This is a genomic window from Pseudomonas gingeri (genome assembly GCF_013386165.1).
Classification (GTDB): domain Bacteria; phylum Pseudomonadota; class Gammaproteobacteria; order Pseudomonadales; family Pseudomonadaceae; genus Aquipseudomonas; species Aquipseudomonas gingeri_C.
Genome location: NZ_JACAOS010000030.1, coordinates 56,791 through 72,912, shown reverse-complemented (window position 1 = coordinate 72,912; position 16,122 = coordinate 56,791). Strand labels below are relative to the sequence as shown.

9 protein-coding genes are annotated in these 16,122 nt (G+C 61.9%); 3 read left to right on the top strand and 6 right to left on the bottom strand.

The annotated features are described in order from the left end of the window. Positions 1 to 271: 271 nt before the first annotated feature. Positions 272 to 3,553: a carboxyl transferase domain-containing protein gene (locus tag HX866_RS32280; protein WP_177141132.1), complete on the bottom strand. Its 3,282-nt coding sequence runs from the start codon at positions 3,551 to 3,553 to the stop codon at positions 272 to 274. Further along, on the bottom strand, positions 3,550 to 5,241 hold the full coding sequence (locus HX866_RS32275) for an AMP-binding protein (RefSeq protein ID WP_177141131.1): 1,692 nt from the start codon (positions 5,239 to 5,241) through the stop codon (positions 3,550 to 3,552). Before HX866_RS32275 ends, HX866_RS32280 begins: the two co-directional genes overlap by 4 nt. A gap of 158 nt (positions 5,242 to 5,399) precedes the next feature. Here HX866_RS32275 and HX866_RS32270 point away from each other — a divergent pair, with 158 nt between their 5' ends. The 3 genes from HX866_RS32270 (at position 5,400) to HX866_RS34515 (ending at position 6,991) form a co-directional block, all read left to right on the top strand. After that, a complete protein-coding gene (locus HX866_RS32270; protein ID WP_177141130.1) occupies positions 5,400 to 6,317 on the top strand; it encodes a LysR family transcriptional regulator in 918 nt (305 codons plus the stop codon). 234 nt (positions 6,318 to 6,551) lie between these two features. Beyond that, positions 6,552 to 6,836 carry a hypothetical protein gene (locus tag HX866_RS34520; protein WP_256345049.1) on the top strand — a complete coding sequence of 95 codons (285 nt, stop codon included), beginning with the start codon at positions 6,552 to 6,554 and terminating at the stop codon, positions 6,834 to 6,836. Further along, the gene (locus tag HX866_RS34515; protein WP_256345048.1) at positions 6,833 to 6,991 is read left to right on the top strand and encodes a hypothetical protein; all 159 of its coding nucleotides are present in this window, start codon (positions 6,833 to 6,835) and stop codon (positions 6,989 to 6,991) included. Before HX866_RS34520 ends, HX866_RS34515 begins: the two co-directional genes overlap by 4 nt. A gap of 303 nt (positions 6,992 to 7,294) precedes the next feature. Here the strand turns inward: HX866_RS34515 and HX866_RS32260 are convergent, their stop codons facing one another. From HX866_RS32260 to pgaC, 4 genes are all read right to left on the bottom strand, one after another. Next, positions 7,295 to 8,842 (bottom strand): hypothetical protein, encoded by a 1,548-nt coding sequence (locus tag HX866_RS32260; RefSeq protein WP_177141129.1) that lies wholly within the window; start codon positions 8,840 to 8,842, stop codon positions 7,295 to 7,297. A 66-nt stretch (positions 8,843 to 8,908) separates the two neighbouring features. After that, the gene (locus HX866_RS32255) at positions 8,909 to 14,176 is read right to left on the bottom strand and encodes a dermonecrotic toxin domain-containing protein (protein ID WP_177141128.1); all 5,268 of its coding nucleotides are present in this window, start codon (positions 14,174 to 14,176) and stop codon (positions 8,909 to 8,911) included. Between the two features lie 90 nt (positions 14,177 to 14,266). Continuing rightward, positions 14,267 to 14,770 carry a poly-beta-1,6-N-acetyl-D-glucosamine biosynthesis protein PgaD gene (gene pgaD, locus HX866_RS32250; RefSeq protein WP_177141127.1) on the bottom strand — a complete coding sequence of 168 codons (504 nt, stop codon included), beginning with the start codon at positions 14,768 to 14,770 and terminating at the stop codon, positions 14,267 to 14,269. Next, complete coding sequence (gene pgaC, locus HX866_RS32245) at positions 14,767 to 16,122, bottom strand: poly-beta-1,6-N-acetyl-D-glucosamine synthase (RefSeq protein WP_177141126.1); 1,356 nt, start codon at positions 16,120 to 16,122, stop codon at positions 14,767 to 14,769. The genes pgaD and pgaC overlap by 4 nt, the downstream gene beginning before the upstream one ends.

Below are 16,122 nucleotides of genomic sequence, written 5' to 3'. Positions count from 1 at the left end.
ACGCTCGTACCAGACCACCCAGAGCCCGAAACCTGTCCCATCTCGACCTCAATCTGGAGGGCATGGGCGTCGATCAAGATTGGCAGATGCACGGCTGGTAAACGAAGAAACTCAGGCAATAAAAAACCCCTGAGCAGCATCAGCACCGAAGCGCATCAACCGACAGGGGCCGTGTTGCGAACGATCATAAAGGCTAAGGACCTCCCGTCAACCACCAGCAGGCACCCTCAATGTAACCAGGGTTTTCCGTCCGATGACGAGTAACCCCCGATTACCAAGTATCCACAAACGGTCGCTTCTTCCCTTCGCGCTTGACCGGTCGTGGCGCGGCATTGAGCCCTCGCAGCAGCCAGGCGCGGGTCTCCAGCGGGTCGATCACCGCGTCGATCTCCAGGTAACTGGCCATGTTCATCCCCTGGCCTTGCTCATAAGCTTTCGCCACCAGCCTGTCGAACAGTGCCTTTTTCGCCTCGGGATCTGGCTGCGCGGCCAACTCCTTGGCGAAGCCCAGGCGCACGGCCCCTTCCCAGCCCATAGGACCGAACTCGCCGCTGGGCCAGGCGATGGTGAACATCGGCGAATGGAAACTGCCGGCGGCCATGGCCTGGGCGCCGAGGCCGTAGCCCTTGCGCAGCACCACCGTAAAAAAAGGCACGCTAAGACTGGCCGCGGCGATAAACATCCGCGAGATATGGCGCACCGTGGCTTGCTTCTCCGCCTCCGGACCGACCATGAAGCCGGGGGTGTCGCACAGTGAAATCATCGGGATGTCAAAAGCGTCGCACAGCTGCATGAAACGCGCGGCCTTGTCGCCCGCAACGGCGTCGATGGCACCGCCCAGGTGAGCCGGGTTGTTGGCCATCAGGCCGAACGATTTGCCTTCGAGGCGGATGAAGGCGGTGATCAGCCCTGGAGCGAACTGGCGACGCAATTCGAGCACACTCCCGGTGTCGGCCAGGGTCTCGATGACCAGGCGGATGTCGTAGACACGCAGGCGGTTCTCCGGGATCAGGTGGCGCAATTCGCGTTGGTCGGCGCACTGCCAATCGGTCACGGCACCCTGGAAGTAACCCAGGTATTGCCGGGCGACCCGAACCGCCTCCTGTTCATTCTCGACCACTACGTCGATCACCCCGTTGGGCCCCTGCACAGCGACCGGGCCGACCTCTTCCGGCGTGAAGCTACCCAGGCCGCCGCCCTCGATCATCGCCGGACCAGCCATGCCGATGGTGGCGTCCCTGGCCGCGATGATCACATCGCAACAACCCAGCAACGCCGCATTACCGGCAAAACAGCGCCCCGAGACCACCCCCACCAACGGCACCAGCCCTGATAGCCTGGCCATGGCGATGAAGGTGTGACAGTCCAGTCCGGCCACGCCGACGAAGTCGGTATCACCCGGCCGCCCTCCGCCCCCTTCGGCGAATAGCACCAGCGGCAATCGCCACTGCTCGGCCAGTTGCAGCATCCGATCCGTCTTTTTGTGGTTCATGACGCCCTGAGTGCCCGCGAATACCGTGTAGTCGTAGGCAATGGTCATGCAACGCGCCGCTTCGTTGCCGAACTTGCCGGCCCCCACCGTGCCGATGCCAGCCACCAGGCCATCGGCGGGGCTCAAGTCCAGCAGGGATTCCAAGGAGCGGCGCTGGCGCTGGGCGGCCAAAGCCAACGCTCCGTACTCGATGAAACTGCCCTCATCCAGCAAGTCGGCGAGGTTCTCGCGTACCGTGCGCTGACCGCTCTTGCGGCGCTTGGCAACGGCCTCGGGACGGCGTGCATCGCTGAGGCGATCATGACGCTCCAGTACTTGTGCCAAGTCCGCGCGGATATGTTCAAGGTCCAGACCCTGTTCATTTTCTGCGCTGTTGCCCGCCACTTCGGCCGGCTCGAGGAACAGCAGCGCCTGACCTTCACCCAATGAGTCACCCTGATGAACGGCAATGGCCCGAACAATACCGCTATGGCTCGCCTTTACCTCGAACTCCATCTTCATCGCTTCCAACACGGCCACCGTCTGCCCCACCGCCACCGCATCGCCTTCGGCCACCTCCAGACAGACCAGCACACCGCTGCTGGGCGCGATCAGAGGTAGAGTACCGACCGGGGCTTCGACCTGGCGGTTGCTGGCTGTCGCCTGGGCCTGAGCACCGACAAAGTAGTGATGGGCATGACCCTGTGGCTGGGCCGCAAGCAGTACATCGAGATGGCTTTCGACGAAACGTGTATTGACCTGGTTGGCTTGTACCTGGTCATGCTGCAACAGGTTCTGAAGCAGGTGCAGGTTGTTCGCCACGCCTTCCAGACGGAATTCGCAAAGCGCTCGATAGACCCGTCGCAGGGCGCTCGGGTAGTCCTCTGCATGGACGATCAGCTTGGCCAGCAGCGAGTCGTAACTGGGGCTGACCGGATAACCGGCATAACCGTAACCGTCCACGCGCACACCGGGACCGTTAGGTGGCTCGTAAGCGCTCAGGGTACCCACCGCCGGCCGTGTACTGCCGTCGGCGTGCAGGGTTTCCAGATTGATGCGCAACTGCACGGCACATCCTGTCGGCGACGCGGGCTGTAGCAGGCCAAGCGCCGCCAGCGACTGGCCGGCGACCAAACGCAGTTGCGTGTGCAGCAGATCGACGCCGGTCACTTGCTCGGTGACGGTGTGCTCAACCTGCACCCGCGGATTGGCTTCCATGAAGTAGAACTGCCCCGGCTGACTCTGATCCAGCAGGAATTCGAAGGTGCCGATGCCCTGGTACTGCACTTCGCCGGCCAGCTTCAGCGCACAAGCGATCATCGCTTCGCGCGTGGCGTCGTCCAAGCCAGGAGCCGGCGCGATTTCCAGCAGTTTCTGATTACGTCGCTGAAGACTGCAATCACGCTCCCACAAGTGACTGACGGCGCCAGTGCTGTCGCCCAGCACCTGCACCTCGATGTGTCGCGCCGCGCCAATGAGTTGTTCGACATACAGAGCGTCGTTGCCGAACGCCGCCAGGGCTTCCGACTGACAGCGCGCATAGGCCTCGGGCAAATCGTCGGCCTTCAGCACCGCGCGCATGCCACGCCCGCCACCGCCTGCGAGAGCCTTGAGCATCACCGCGCCATGCTCCGCGCAGAAGTCGCGAGCCTGTTCCAGCGTAACGGCTTGATTCAGCCCAGCCACAACCGGCACGTGACAACGGTCGGCCAATGCGCGGGCAGCCGCCTTGTTGCCGAACAACTCAAGCACCTCGGGTGAAGGGCCGATGAAACGCACCCCGGCCGCCGCACAGCGGCGCGCGAACTCGGCATTTTCGGCAAGAAAGCCATAGCCAGGGTGAATGGCATCGCAGCCCTGCGCCACCGCGATGCCGATCAACTGATCCATGTCCAGGTAAGCCGGTACACCACGGCCTTTGAGCGGCACGAGCCCGTCTGCGCGGCGCGTGTGCAGACTGGCCGCGTCGTCCTCGGCGAACACCGCAACAGAACGGACGCCCAGGTCGGCGCAAGCGCGGGCAATACGGATGGCAATTTCGCCGCGATTGGCAATCAGAATGGCCGTAAAAAACGTGCTCACAGAAGGCTCTCCAGTTCGTTCTTTTTCACTTTTCCGGTCGCCGTCATCGGTAATGTCTCGACCACTCGGATCTCCGGGACTTTGTAGCTGGCCATCGCGTCCTTGCACCAAAGACCGAGTGTTTCGAGGGTCTCCTGGCCACCGGGCTTGAACACAACAAAGGCTACTGGCACTTGACCGCGCCGCTCATCGCTACGTCCGATCACGGCGCTGGCCAGCAGGGCCGGGTGTTGGCCAAGCATGGCTTCGAGCTCGCTGGGAAACACACTCATACCATTGACCTTGAGCATCTCCTTGCGCCGGCCCAGGTAGCGAATAAAGCCTTGCTCGGTAATCTGGCCGAGGTCACCGGTGTGCAACCAACCCGCCTTGAGCACCGCGGCAGATTCTTCCTGGCGCTGCCAATAGCCGTGCATCACCGACGGGCTGTGCACGCACAACTCACCTTCACTCCCCAGAGGCAGCAGTTCACCCGTTTCGAAATCACAGACTTTGAACTGCGTACCGGGCACCGGCAAACCGACAAAGGTCGGGGCGCTTTTCAGGTCGAAGTTGTCGTCCTGCATGCCGGCGGTGAAGGTGTCGCAGGTATGGGTTTCGGTCATGCCGAAGCTGAACTCGAACAACGTCGTACCAGTGAGCTTGCGCCAGCGGGCGCGATAGTCCGGCGTCAGCTTCTTGATGAAAGAGATGCTGCCGGTCCTGCGTAGCGAAGATAAATCGTAGTCGGCCGACTGTGGGTGCTCCAGCACTTCGGCGATACCATCGACCAGCATGCCGCAATGGCTGACCTGGTAGTGCTGCACGGCGCTCATGAAGGCCAGGGCATCCCAGCGCGCGAGCAGCACGAGCCGACATCCGGCGAACACCGGGAACAGCAGCCCGGCGTTCTCACCCGCAATCCAGAACTCGGGCAGGAAGTTAAGCAGCACGTCGCCGGGCTGCAGGCCGAGTGCGACCGGTACGTAGCTGGCGCAGGTGTAGAGCATGTCGCGGTGACTGTGTACGCAGCCCTTGGGCAGGCCCGTAGTACCGCCGGTATAGTTGAGCGCCGCCACATCGTCCAACCGCGGACAATGGGTCGGTATCGCTGCCTGGCAGGCGGCCAAGGCCGGATAGAAATCAAGAAAGTCGTCCCCCGCCACCTTGGGCGCGAGCAGAACATCGGGAATCGGGATGCTGGGCTGTACCGGGCGCAGCTCACTCAAACTGGTTGCCAGCACATGACGAAGCTGGCACTCCTCGCGTACCGCCTGGACCAACGGCAGCAACAGATCAAAGCAGAAAATCACCTGCGCGCCACTGTCCTTCAGTTGATAGCTCAACTCCAGCGTCTTGCTCAACGGACTCACCGGCGCATAAACCGCACCGCATTTGAGAATGGCGTAGAAGGCGATATGCAGTTGCGGACAGTTGGGCATGAACAGTGCCACCCGATCACCTGGCTTCACGCCCAGCTCCGAGAACAAGGCCGCACAACGGTCGGACAGGTTATCGAGCTCGGCGTAACTCAGGCTGTGGCCGTAGAAATCCAGGGCAATGGCCTGCGGTTGTTGCCGCGCCCACGCGCGCAGATATTCGCTGAGCGGTAGCTCCCCATGGGGGTAATGCGCTATGCGTGGTACGCCGGCCGGCCAGGCGCTCGCTTGCAAGGTGGCGAGATGATCGAGGTAAAAAGATTCGTCCATCGCGGTGGCTCCGCTTTTATTGTCAGGCAGCCATCTTAGGCCGTCGGCCGACACGAACAGAACTGATGCTTATGCATTGAAATCCATGAACGCTATGCATGATTAATGGCTCAAGCGGACCTGCTAGGCTGCTATACATCGAGGGAGCCTGGGCAAACATGAATCAGCAGAATGAATGGTCGATTTTGAACCGCGTCGATCTGAACCTGTTCCACGTGTTCGACGTGATCTACCACGAGCGCAACCTGACCCGCGCGGCCGTGCTCCTGAACCTCAGCCAGTCGGCGGTCAGCCATGCGCTGCAACGCCTGCGCGAGCAACTCGACGACCCGCTATTCGTCCGTGAGGGTCGCGGCATGGCACCCACGCCGCTGGCTCAGCAATTGGCACCGGGTATTGAGGATGCGCTAAAGGGGCTGCGGCGTAGCTTGAGCCGCGGTCAAAGTTTCGACCCTCGACAGGATCGACGCAGTTTCACCCTGAACATGCCGGAGCAGATGGAGCCGGCGGTGCTGCCGGCACTGCTCGCCCACTTGCGTGAATGCGCGCCACACGTGGAGATACGCAGCAGCAGCCTGCATTGGGCGGAGTTAAAGCGGGAATTGATCGCCGGGCGTGTCGACCTTTCGATCGAAATTGCCCGGCCGACCGACGCCGAACTGCGCCAGCGTCTGTGGCTGGCCGATCCTCTCTGCGTGGTGGCGGGCGCCGCGTGGAAGGGCGACCTGACTGTCGAACGCTACCTGGCGGCCGAACATGTCGCGGTAACGTCGCGTCGTCGCGGTATTTGCGTAGAGGATCTGGCCCTGGGGCATCTTGGGTTGGTGCGACAGGTACGACAGCATTGTCAGCACTACCTGTCGGCGGCGATGTTGGTGGCGCAAAGCGAACTGCTGCTGACCATGCCGCGACGATATGCGCGATTGATCAATGTCGGACAGGGCAATCGCCTGCTGCCAATGCCGCTGGCGTTGCCGCCGGTAAGTCTGAATATGTACTGGTCGAGTCAGGCAGAAAACGACACGGGCGGACAATGGCTACGCAGCGAGTTGCTTGAGTTGGCTCGTGGTTTCTGAAGCCCTGGCCTTGCTCACCGAACGCGGTGCACCGTTTGGCGATACGCCCGCACCGGGTACGTCCAGAGGCCGAGAGCGTTATTTGTAAGTTGAGTGCAGAGGCACGATGTATCAAGGACGAAGTGCTGGACGCTCAGATGCCGGGCAAGCCCTCGACGAGATGCGTCAAGCCGCGAGCAGACGTTGTTGCAGCGTCAAATGGAGATTGCGTGGCCCCAATTCCAAGGACTGGAAATGCCGCTATACGACAATGCCGAGTATCTCATCCGGGCCAATCTGAACGAGATTGCTGAAGGGCGGCGAGTGCGGGCGGTTGTCATTGGCGTCCTGACAGACGTGCTATTTGAGGCCATCAACAGGCAGAAAGAGAGCCAAGGATTACCGCAGCTTGAGAATCCGGAAATCGTCTTTCTCGGCAAACATGCGTACGACAGTCGAGTTGTGCGTGATGGCTACACCATTGACGACATGGTGGTTCAAATTGGCTTCGCTTTAGCCGAAACCGCTATTGCGGGATGACGGCAGTCAAGAGCACGCAATTGCGCCAGGATGGGTATGGCAATGAGGTGATGGATGAGGCGATTTTTGAGCTCACCGCTCGAAAGCCAAAAGCAGAGCTTTACTCCATCGTACCGAAGGGCGACAAAATCAAACCCAAACGACAGGCAAAATAAAGGCCGCTATAAGCGGCCTGAGTGCAACCAAGAAAACACTCGCCCGGATAACTTGAAACTCAGCCGGCGCACCAATGCTTTCTAGGTTTGAAGCCTACGCTTTCGCCTCCTCCAAGGTCAAGGTCAAGGTCATTCGTCATAAGGGAGCCGTGATCCCGCGTTTGCTCCAGATAGCGTCAGTGAGCCCAAACCACCAACAATCCCGCTAACGCCATCGCCGGCACTTCAAGCCCCTCATGGCGCTGGATCGGCTCAAGGGAGGGCTGGAGGTCTCCAGCCACCCGGAGTCATAAGCGCTACAGGCTAAGAAAGCGCTGTATCCCGAATCGGCTTGACCGAAGCGCCGATCCAGCGAATGCCCAGCCCTTCATCACAACGGCTCAGGCCCAGCGTAGTGGCGGTCAGACTCAAGACCTCACGCTGATCGATGAACAGCACAACCTCCGACTCCGAGGTCATGCATCGGATACTGCCGGACACTGGAAGGCCTAATACCGCAATATCCGGCAATGAAGCCCAGGCACTGCCATCGTGCACCCAGACTGAAAGTGCCGCCCCCTCGTCCTGTGGATACAGCAACAAGGCGGCCATCTGGGTATCGCCCCCCGAACCGGTATAACCGACAACGGCCGAGACGTGCGCCCCTGGCTGCTGCTCCAGGGTGTAGGTAAACGTCAGCGGGACGTTGTCCGCCTCGGGCTTCTTCAGCATCAGGCACAGGTCGGCCAGGCTCGCATACCGGGCACCATCGGTTTGCGTCTCGGGCATCCCGAAGATGAAGGCGTAATCCGCCCACAGGCGCTTCCCTTCGCTCATGTCCGCAGCCACTTTCAATTTGCTGTTCGCCACCTCGGTGAGCAGGTTTTTTTGCAACAAGCCATCCAGCCCCTGGAACAGGTGGCCGTGATGGGCTTCATCAGGGACATCGAGCAAGCGGACTTCCTGGACGGCGCCATAAGGACCCAGGCACAGGTAGTCGATGGCGAGCCAGCTCTGGCGATCCAGAATCCAGAGTCCGCTCAGCGAACTGCGGCGCAAATCTCGAATGGTTTTCTGGCTTTCACCCACCAGGACATAGTTCTGGCTGGCCGCCAGCCCACGCGTATAGCCGGAAGATCCCGATTCCCAGAGGACACTGTCGCTGGCCAGATCCACAAGCCCGCCGATCTCGGAGTGGCAACTGATTCGCTGCCCCTCGGACGTCACCCAGATATTGTGCAACCCGGTCCTGGCACCCAGGGACTCACACGAAAGCAGCTCGAGTTCCGGATAGGAAAAGATCGCCAATTGCGAACCCTTGTTGTGACCATGGGCGATGGCGAACAGCTTGTCGTCCTGCAAAAAGACCGAATTGAGGTGGTCGCCGATAATCCGGTCAAGCGCCAGGCGATCCCAGCGCGCAGCGCTGATCCCAGCCTCCTGGAAGGTATTGGTGTGCTCAAGATCCACGACCGTAATGACGTTACGGCCAGTATTGGCACAGATGACTCGAGCATCGGGGGCGCAAATAATCTGATGCGGTGCCGACAGTACCGTCTTGCTTGAACGAGCGCCCCCGGACACCCAGCCTTGTTCGGATAACGCATACCCTGAAAGATCGACCAGGTCGGTGTTGTCCAGACCGGAATGGGACAAAACCAGCTCGGTTCCGCCAGCAAACCAGGAGATACCGTAGTATTCCGGTCGGTGGCTTTCCAGGGGGGTTACCTGCTTCGACTCCAAGTCAACCAGAAGCAAATATCCTGTCGTCGCCACTAAAGCATATTTCAAGCCAGCACCCCCTTGAATATAGATTTCTTCATTATAACGTGAACTATTCCCGTTTTCCCGGACGATACAATGGCGATACAACTCAAGCCCCGAACCACACCCATGGCCGTTGTACGCTGAAAACCCTGTAAGCAACGCACTACAACCCTAGACCGCCCGGGCAAAAAACACCGTGACCCGCCCGGTGTCCCCCGAGCGCTGCAACCCGGCGATAAGCTTCACCAAACGCCCCTGGTTCATGGCCTCCTTGACCGGTTTGAGCAACGCGCGCTGACCCAACGGCCTCAGGTCGAAATGCCGGTTGAACCAGCCATCCGTCAGTTGCCGCGGACCTCCTTGGTAGCGGGTCATGGGCACCGAGGGCTGGTCAGTCCATTTGAGCATGATGTAGTAGAGATGTTCCGAGCCAGGGTGCGTACAGAACAGATTGACCGTATTGAAGGATTGGGATTTCGGGATCTCGGTCACGGCAAAACCATGACGACGCAAGATGGCGAGCACGGCGTTCTCGCTGTTCGAGGCCAATTCGGCAATGCGCGCCGGCCCCCTGGCGTCGAAAATCCGCGGGTCGACGGCGTGGGGCGGATCAAAGTCCAACCGGGAAAAGCCCCTTGTGTCGGTTGCCCGCCCGATGCGGAAGTGAGTCCGCCCAAGGGACCGGGCATCGAGTTCGCGCAACAGCACATCCATGTGCACGCCCCGTGAGCTCCAGACTTCCTGCGTACGCTTGAGCGCGACCATCCGGGTCGCCGTGACCGACGTATGCTCCGCGTCGGCTCGTTCGATCAGCCGGTTGAACGTCCGGTGCCGGCTCGCCGGTGTCATGCCCTCCAGGGGTTGCGCCAGGGTTCGCTCCAAGGGTTCGCCAAACAAGGCGGCACGCACTGTCCAGACCTGGCTGTGTTGATCAAAAGTAGCCGGTACCGGCTGCTCGTCCAGATGCCGCCACCAAAAATTGAAGTCGGCCTCGGCATGGGCGGACAACGGCACGGGGCGTTTCAGAAAGACAATATCGGGATGAATCTGGGGGCCATCGGGAAGCAGTTCGAAATAGCGATCCTCGAACTTCAGCAGCCGAACGTGTTCAGCCCCCCGCCGCGCATACAGCCCCCGGCTCGCCGACAACTCCACGACCTGCTCGTTTTCCAGGACCAGTCCCCGGGTCTTCCAATCCGCCGGCAACAAGGCCGGTCGGCGGGTCATCCATTCCAGTTGCCGCACCGGCGCAGCGGCGGATTCCGGCAACGCCGGCTGCGTCCAGGGTTGCCACATCGCGCGACTGGGACCCGGCTGCGGCTCAGGTGCGTCGGCACGCAACAGGTATTCGCCCGGCTCGTGGATATACAGAATCAGCTCGTTGTCCTGGCTGGCGGTTTTCTTCAAGCGCAAGGCACTCTCACCCTTCGGCCGGTAGACCTCATAGTGATTGCTGCCATCGGTGATGAACTGCACACCGTTTTTCGCATAGCTGCCGGCATTGGCCGGACCGTGCAGGGCCACCGCATCGTCAGGGGCAATCTTTGCTTCATACCCGGGGAGCAGGGGTTTGGGCTTTGCGGCAACCTCCGTTTTCAGGGCCATCGCACCTTTGTGAGACAGGCTGCGCCGCCGATCGAGGGTCCGCAAGGCCGTACGCGACCAGCCCCCATGACCCACCCGGAGCGGCCGGGAGACCGCGCCGGCGCCCTTGCTCAGCGGGTAGAAGGTCAACACGGCATCGACCAGCGTCATGTGCGCTGCCTTGAAGAGTTCAAGGGCGTCGCGCGGATCACCGCTGCGGTGAAAGCGACGCAAAGCCACGGCCGTCTCACTGACATTGACCGCAATACTGACGACAGGCACCACCGACAACACCCTGAGCCAGTAAGCCGAACGCTGTTCGTGTTCACGCAACTCGCGCAGCTGCGACAATTGCCGGGCCGAGTTCGATACCGTCCGGGCCCTTTGCTGCGCCCGCAGGACAAAGGCATGCGCCAGCACCAGCGACAGATCGCAGCGTCGGGTTTTCCTGAGCCACAACCAGTGTTCGGGATTCTCCGCGATCTCGCGCCTGACTTCCTTTTCCAGCGCCACGGAATCCGGCGAGGGCTGCTCCGGCTCACTCGTCCACCAGCTCCTGACCACCCTCAACAGTGAAGTGGGTCTGATCGCGGAAATCGGATTGGCCCCCAAAGGGGTCAGTCGATCATCGACCGCAGGCTTCAGAAACCTTGAGCCCACCGCCTCCGGGTCTTGCTCGGCGGGATAATCCTCGATGGCTTCCGCCTCCCAGTCGGCCGCCAGCCTTTGCACGATGTCCGCCACCCGCTGCGGCGCTCGCTCGATATTGACCAGAGCCCGTTGCGCCGCCACCAGGTCAGTGTGCTCGGTCAGTACCTGCTCATGGGGAGCGCCCGGCAGATAGATCAGCGTTCTTGCGCAAACCTTGTCGTGGATGGCCACAGCATTGCCCACATGCCGGGCCCGGGCAAAAGCCCGGCCGGCGAAGGTGACAAAGTGCAATTCGAGCTCAACACGCTCATTACGCAGGTCCGCGGCGCGCTGCGCATTCAGGGCCATCTCGAAAACCTCGGCGGCCCAGTCGCTGAGTCCCTGTTGCCGGGCACTGAACAACTCCATTCGGGCGCGTTGCCGAACCAGCCGGTACAACAGCGCCTGATCGAACGCCCGTGGCGGCTCGAGCCGGGGATTATCGACGCCGTAAAAAGCTCGCTGGATCTGGGTGTCGTAGTGGCCGCCAAGATCGAGAGCTGAAATCGTGCCCATCAGATAACCCGGTGTCAGTCGCTGCTGCCAGGCACGGTCGAGTATCCGGCCATGCTGCAAGCGACGTTGGGTCCCGGGCACTTGCGGGTCGAGATTTTCCAGGGCCAGGCGCAAGAGGCTGTAGGTCGTGCGCCCCTCGCTGACCACCGTCTTCGCGCCCGCCTCGCCCACCATGCGTTCAGGGTGCCCGACCCAGACCCGCTCGACACTGTCGGGAAGATCGAACAACGGCTTGTCGATATCCAGTTCCGGGTAAAAACCGTCCTGTTTGAGCTGCTTGATGAGGCTTTCACGGGCAAAGTCATCCAGATCCGGTAGCTGGCGTTCCAGCTTGAGCTCCAGGGCATGCATATTTCTCTGATAGCGAGCCAACAGTCGCGCGTACTGCTGGCGGACCACCCGTGACGCCGTGGAGAGCCAGGCGGGAAGACCTTGTGCCTGCACCGCACCGAGCTGCAGCAGCGCAATGTTGTCCAGCGCTCGCGCCCGGGCATCGTGAGCCGGAACGCCCAGGTTCTCCTCCAACTCATGGGCCAGCAGTTGCAGGGAACTGCGGGCGTCGCCGATTTCCGAGAATGGCCGCAAACCGTCCTCGACCTGCCGGCAGACCCGCAAGTGGTCCTGGATCTGCTGCTGGAGTCCCTGCTGCAGGGCGGGCGCTTCAATCGCTTGATAGTGGATGGGAATCCGCTCGCCCTCAGGGCGTCCCCGCACCCAGCGCCGTGCCTCACCACGCCGGTCCCGGGCAATCAACGGCCAGAGGCTTTCGCACTCCGGACTGCGCAAGCTGACGTCCAACTGCTGCGAAAGACTGTCGAGGGTCAGGAAGCGTTGCAGCCCGCCCAGCCGTCCCGGCACAAACAACAATGCCGACACGCTCAAGCGCGGATCGGCCGGCGCGGGTCGGGTGCTGATGACGCAGGCTCCCGTCAGTGACCACCCGGAGTCCGCCGGCCCCAGGCTGATCGCGAAGACCTCGGTGTCACTCACCCCACGCACGTCCGCCAACGGTTGTGGCAGCACATCGAGCACACGCGCCAGTTCCTGCTGATCGATCAGCCCGAGCTGATGCTGCATCTTCGCCTCGTGCAAAAGGCCCTGGCAGCGGCCCCCGAGCAACTTGCCTGGAAGATCGTTCCCCGCCGGGTCCCGGTTGCTCCAGAATTCGGGCTGGAAGTATCGGTCCCGGTCCTTGAGCAGGTCCTGGACATAAACCCTCTGTTCTCGCCAAAGGTTGTGGCGTGTCAGCAACTCGCTGTAGGCCGGCGTGTCACGCCCGGGCTCCTGTTCATCGAGCAACGCGAGGAGGCCGCGCTCCTGCTGCCGAATCTTGCTCTGGCGCAGGCGCACGGGCAGGTCAGCGGCCAGGCTGCCGAAGCTGATTTCCAGCATCCTGCGACGCTCGTCACTGCGCAGCCGTTGCGCAAGCATCGTCCTCAGGGGCGGTAAACCGGTCAGCGCCACGCGTGATTCCTCCATGGCTTCCACCGCCTGCAACGACGTCAGGCGCCCGGCACCCACCAAGCCCTCGGGCAGCATGTACGCCGTGTTGAGCAACAACGCGGCGGCCCACTCGTTGGCCAACTGGGTATCCAGCCGGCTCAGCGCACTGTGGGCCAGGGCATCGCCGGTCAACGGGGTACACGCCTGAAAGCGGTAAGCCAGGGCCGAGCTATCCGGAGGAGTAAACAACCGATCGCGCTCTTGCAGCGCCAGCAACTGCCAGGGCCGATAATTGCCCGGTGCGTTGAACAGTTCCGGGAGCCGGCGTTGCATCTCGGCGTGGCTGCCAAACTCGAAAAATTCCTCGGCCACCCCAGGCACGAAGATCACCTGTCGCCCCCGCTCGGCCCCCCCGGAACCCTGCAGGTGCAAAGCGCCGCTCAAGGCCACCGACGCCGAGCCCTTTCCTGGCCAGACCAGCTCCGACACCACGAGCCGCCCCCAGCGGCCGCCGGCAAGAGCCCGCGCTTCGGAGGTCGGCGCGTCCAGCAGGCCCATCAGCATGCTGAACGCGGTAGCGGACAAGACGTCAGTGCCATAGGCCAACAGGGCCTTGTCGTGAAACAGCAGCTTGTGCAACTCGACCAGGCGTTCGCGCCGTGAGAGAGGGCTATCGCAAGCCGGTTGATGCCAATAGCCGCGCAGGGCCGTGTCGAGTCGGGAAGACAGTCCCAGACGCTTCAGATCTGCCAGAACCTGCTCCGGGTCCAGCGCCAGGAGCCGCTCCGGTTCCTCAGCCAGACTCAGGCCCGCAGCATGACCCGGCGCCAGGGACAGGAACGGATTACGCAACAGCGACATGGCCACCTGCGCCAGGGTCCGCGCCGTTTGCCCGTCGCTGGAACGCAACGGCGGGGTGAACAGCAACTGATGTGGGTCGTACCCGAAGGCCTCGGTCAGGATCTGCTTGAGCAGCACGCCGATCCGCGGCGCACGGGCGAAGAGCCTCTTGAGTTGGTGCTGGCTATCGAGCCCGCGCACCAGCGCCGCCTGGAGTCGGTTGAGCAACAAGCTGGGGTGCTCTGCGTTGGCGATACGCTCGTGGAGTTTCTCGGCGAGGCGCTCCAGTGCGGCGCCACGGGGATCAGGTAAAACCGCTGCCGACTCGACGACCGCCCTGGGAGGGTCCACTACGGAGGTTTTCATAGGACTTCCCTAGTTCCATGGAAAAAGGGAAAAGCGTAGAGCGCGGCACCGCGTGCCCGTGCACTAGATAGTTAGGCGCGCGGAACGACGCTACAGCGACGGGCGGGTGCCGTCATCCTCCGATGGCAGCTGGATGACCCGAGGCGCGGCCAACGGCTGCTCCTGCGGCTCAACGTTATGCAGCGGCGTAATCACTTCAAGCACCCCGCCGTGCTCATCGTGGTGCACGATCATCGTCGCCGACTGGCGCATCCGCGCAAAGTTGTCCTCGCTCAGCTTGAAACTGCGACTCAAGCCCTCATCACCGACCACCGGCGCGGGTAAACGGCGCCGGGTGTAGCCACGGCTCTTGCGCTGTTGATAACGCGCCCAGGCAATCAATACCGCCGCATTCAACAGGCCGACCCACAGATAAACCTCCAGGGTATTGAGGGCATCGAAGAACGAAATATCGATTCGCGGCCCCGTGTGCCCGTCGAACAATGGCAGCAGCCCCTGGACCAGCAAATACCACAACCCGGCCCAGGCCAGTGCGGTCAGGACCACATCGACCAGCACCATGAGCGGCCGCTGGCGGGTTCTGATGATTTTCATGAGCGCACCTTCTGCTTCTCAGTATCGACAGGTTTGATCCCCCGGTCCGGGCTGACCCAACGCGCGCGCTTACCAGACTGGCTGAACAACACCTGGGGAAAGCTGACCAGGGTGGTGAAGAAGCTGATGAACCAGAACACCAGGGGGTACCAGACCACCCAGAACATGATTTTCCACAGGTCTCTTTCGTAGCGGCGGTCGATCAGCACGCTGACCGCGAACTGTCCCAGGCAGACCAACGCCAGCAACAACCCGGTAAAGGCCGGCGGCACGATACGGTGCACGACAAGCGCGGCCGGCATGTCGATAAACAGCCCCATGCAGTAGAAGACAATCGACAACAACAGGGTGAAGGCCCAGCCGGTCGACAGGCAGTACTCGAACAACAGCGGCCACAGGTAGCGATGGTTCCACTGCCAGATGCCCCGGATGTTCTTGAACAGGACTTCCGCGCCGCCTCGGGCCCAGCGCAGCCGTTGCCGCCAAAGCCCGTGCAGGGTCTCCGGCATCAGGATCCAGCAGAGTGCCCGTGGCTCGTAGAAGATGCTCCAGTGATCCAGTTGCAGCTTCCAACTGATATCGATGTCTTCGGTGATCATGTCCGGGCTCCAGTAGCCCACCCGATCCAGCGCCGTACGGCGGAAGGCGCAGATCACCCCGGAGATGGTGAAAATCCGCCCGAAGACCCGCTGCGTGCGCTTGATCAAACCGATGATCGAGGAAAATTCGCCGACCTGGACCCGCCCGACCAGGGTCGAGCGGGTACGAATCCGCGGGTTGCCGGTGACGGCACCGAGACGAACGTTCTGCAACAACGGCGCCACCAGGTAGGCAGCCGTGTGCGGTGCCAGCAAGGCGTCGCCATCGATGCACACCAGGTATTCGCTGCGGGCCGCCACGGCGCCCATGCGCAGGGCCACCGCCTTGCCCTGGTTCTTCGCCAGGTGAATCACCCGCAAGCGCGGATCGAGCAGCGCCAGGCTGTCGAGCAACTGGCCGGTATTGTCGCTGGAACCATCATTGATGGCGATCACTTCGATGTTCGGGTAATGCTGGGCCAGCGCGGCCTCGAGGGTCTCGGCGACATTCGCCCCTTCGTTGAAGCAAGGGACCAGGATCGAGATCAGCGGCTCACCCGGCAACGGTGGCGGCAGGGTATCGGCTTCCCAAGGCCAGCGGCGTTCCCAGTGCAGCCAGAAGTACAGCCCGCCGGCCATCCACAATCCCGACATGAACAACGGGTAGAAAAACACGAAGTCCATCAGGAATTGCCCGGTGACCAGGAAAATCACGCCCAGGGGAACCCCCAGGACGAGCGCCAGGACGATCAGTGCCAGGATTCGATCCATCAT

What these genes read in the sequence shown, in the direction of transcription:
- HX866_RS32275 (WP_177141131.1), bottom strand. Translation starts at nt 5,241, where the DNA reads ATGGACGAATCTTTTTACCTCGATCATCTCGCCACCTTGCAAGCGAGC.
- HX866_RS32270 (WP_177141130.1), top strand. Translation starts at nt 5,400, where the DNA reads ATGAATCAGCAGAATGAATGGTCGATTTTGAACCGCGTCGATCTGAAC.
- HX866_RS34520 (WP_256345049.1), top strand. Translation starts at nt 6,552, where the DNA reads ATGCCGCTATACGACAATGCCGAGTATCTCATCCGGGCCAATCTGAAC.
- HX866_RS34515 (WP_256345048.1), top strand. Translation starts at nt 6,833, where the DNA reads ATGACGGCAGTCAAGAGCACGCAATTGCGCCAGGATGGGTATGGCAAT.
- HX866_RS32255 (WP_177141128.1), bottom strand. Translation starts at nt 14,176, where the DNA reads ATGAAAACCTCCGTAGTGGACCCTCCCAGGGCGGTCGTCGAGTCGGCA.
- pgaD (WP_177141127.1), bottom strand. Translation starts at nt 14,770, where the DNA reads ATGAAAATCATCAGAACCCGCCAGCGGCCGCTCATGGTGCTGGTCGAT.
- pgaC (WP_177141126.1), bottom strand. Translation starts at nt 16,122, where the DNA reads ATGATGGATCGAATCCTGGCACTGATCGTCCTGGCGCTCGTCCTGGGG.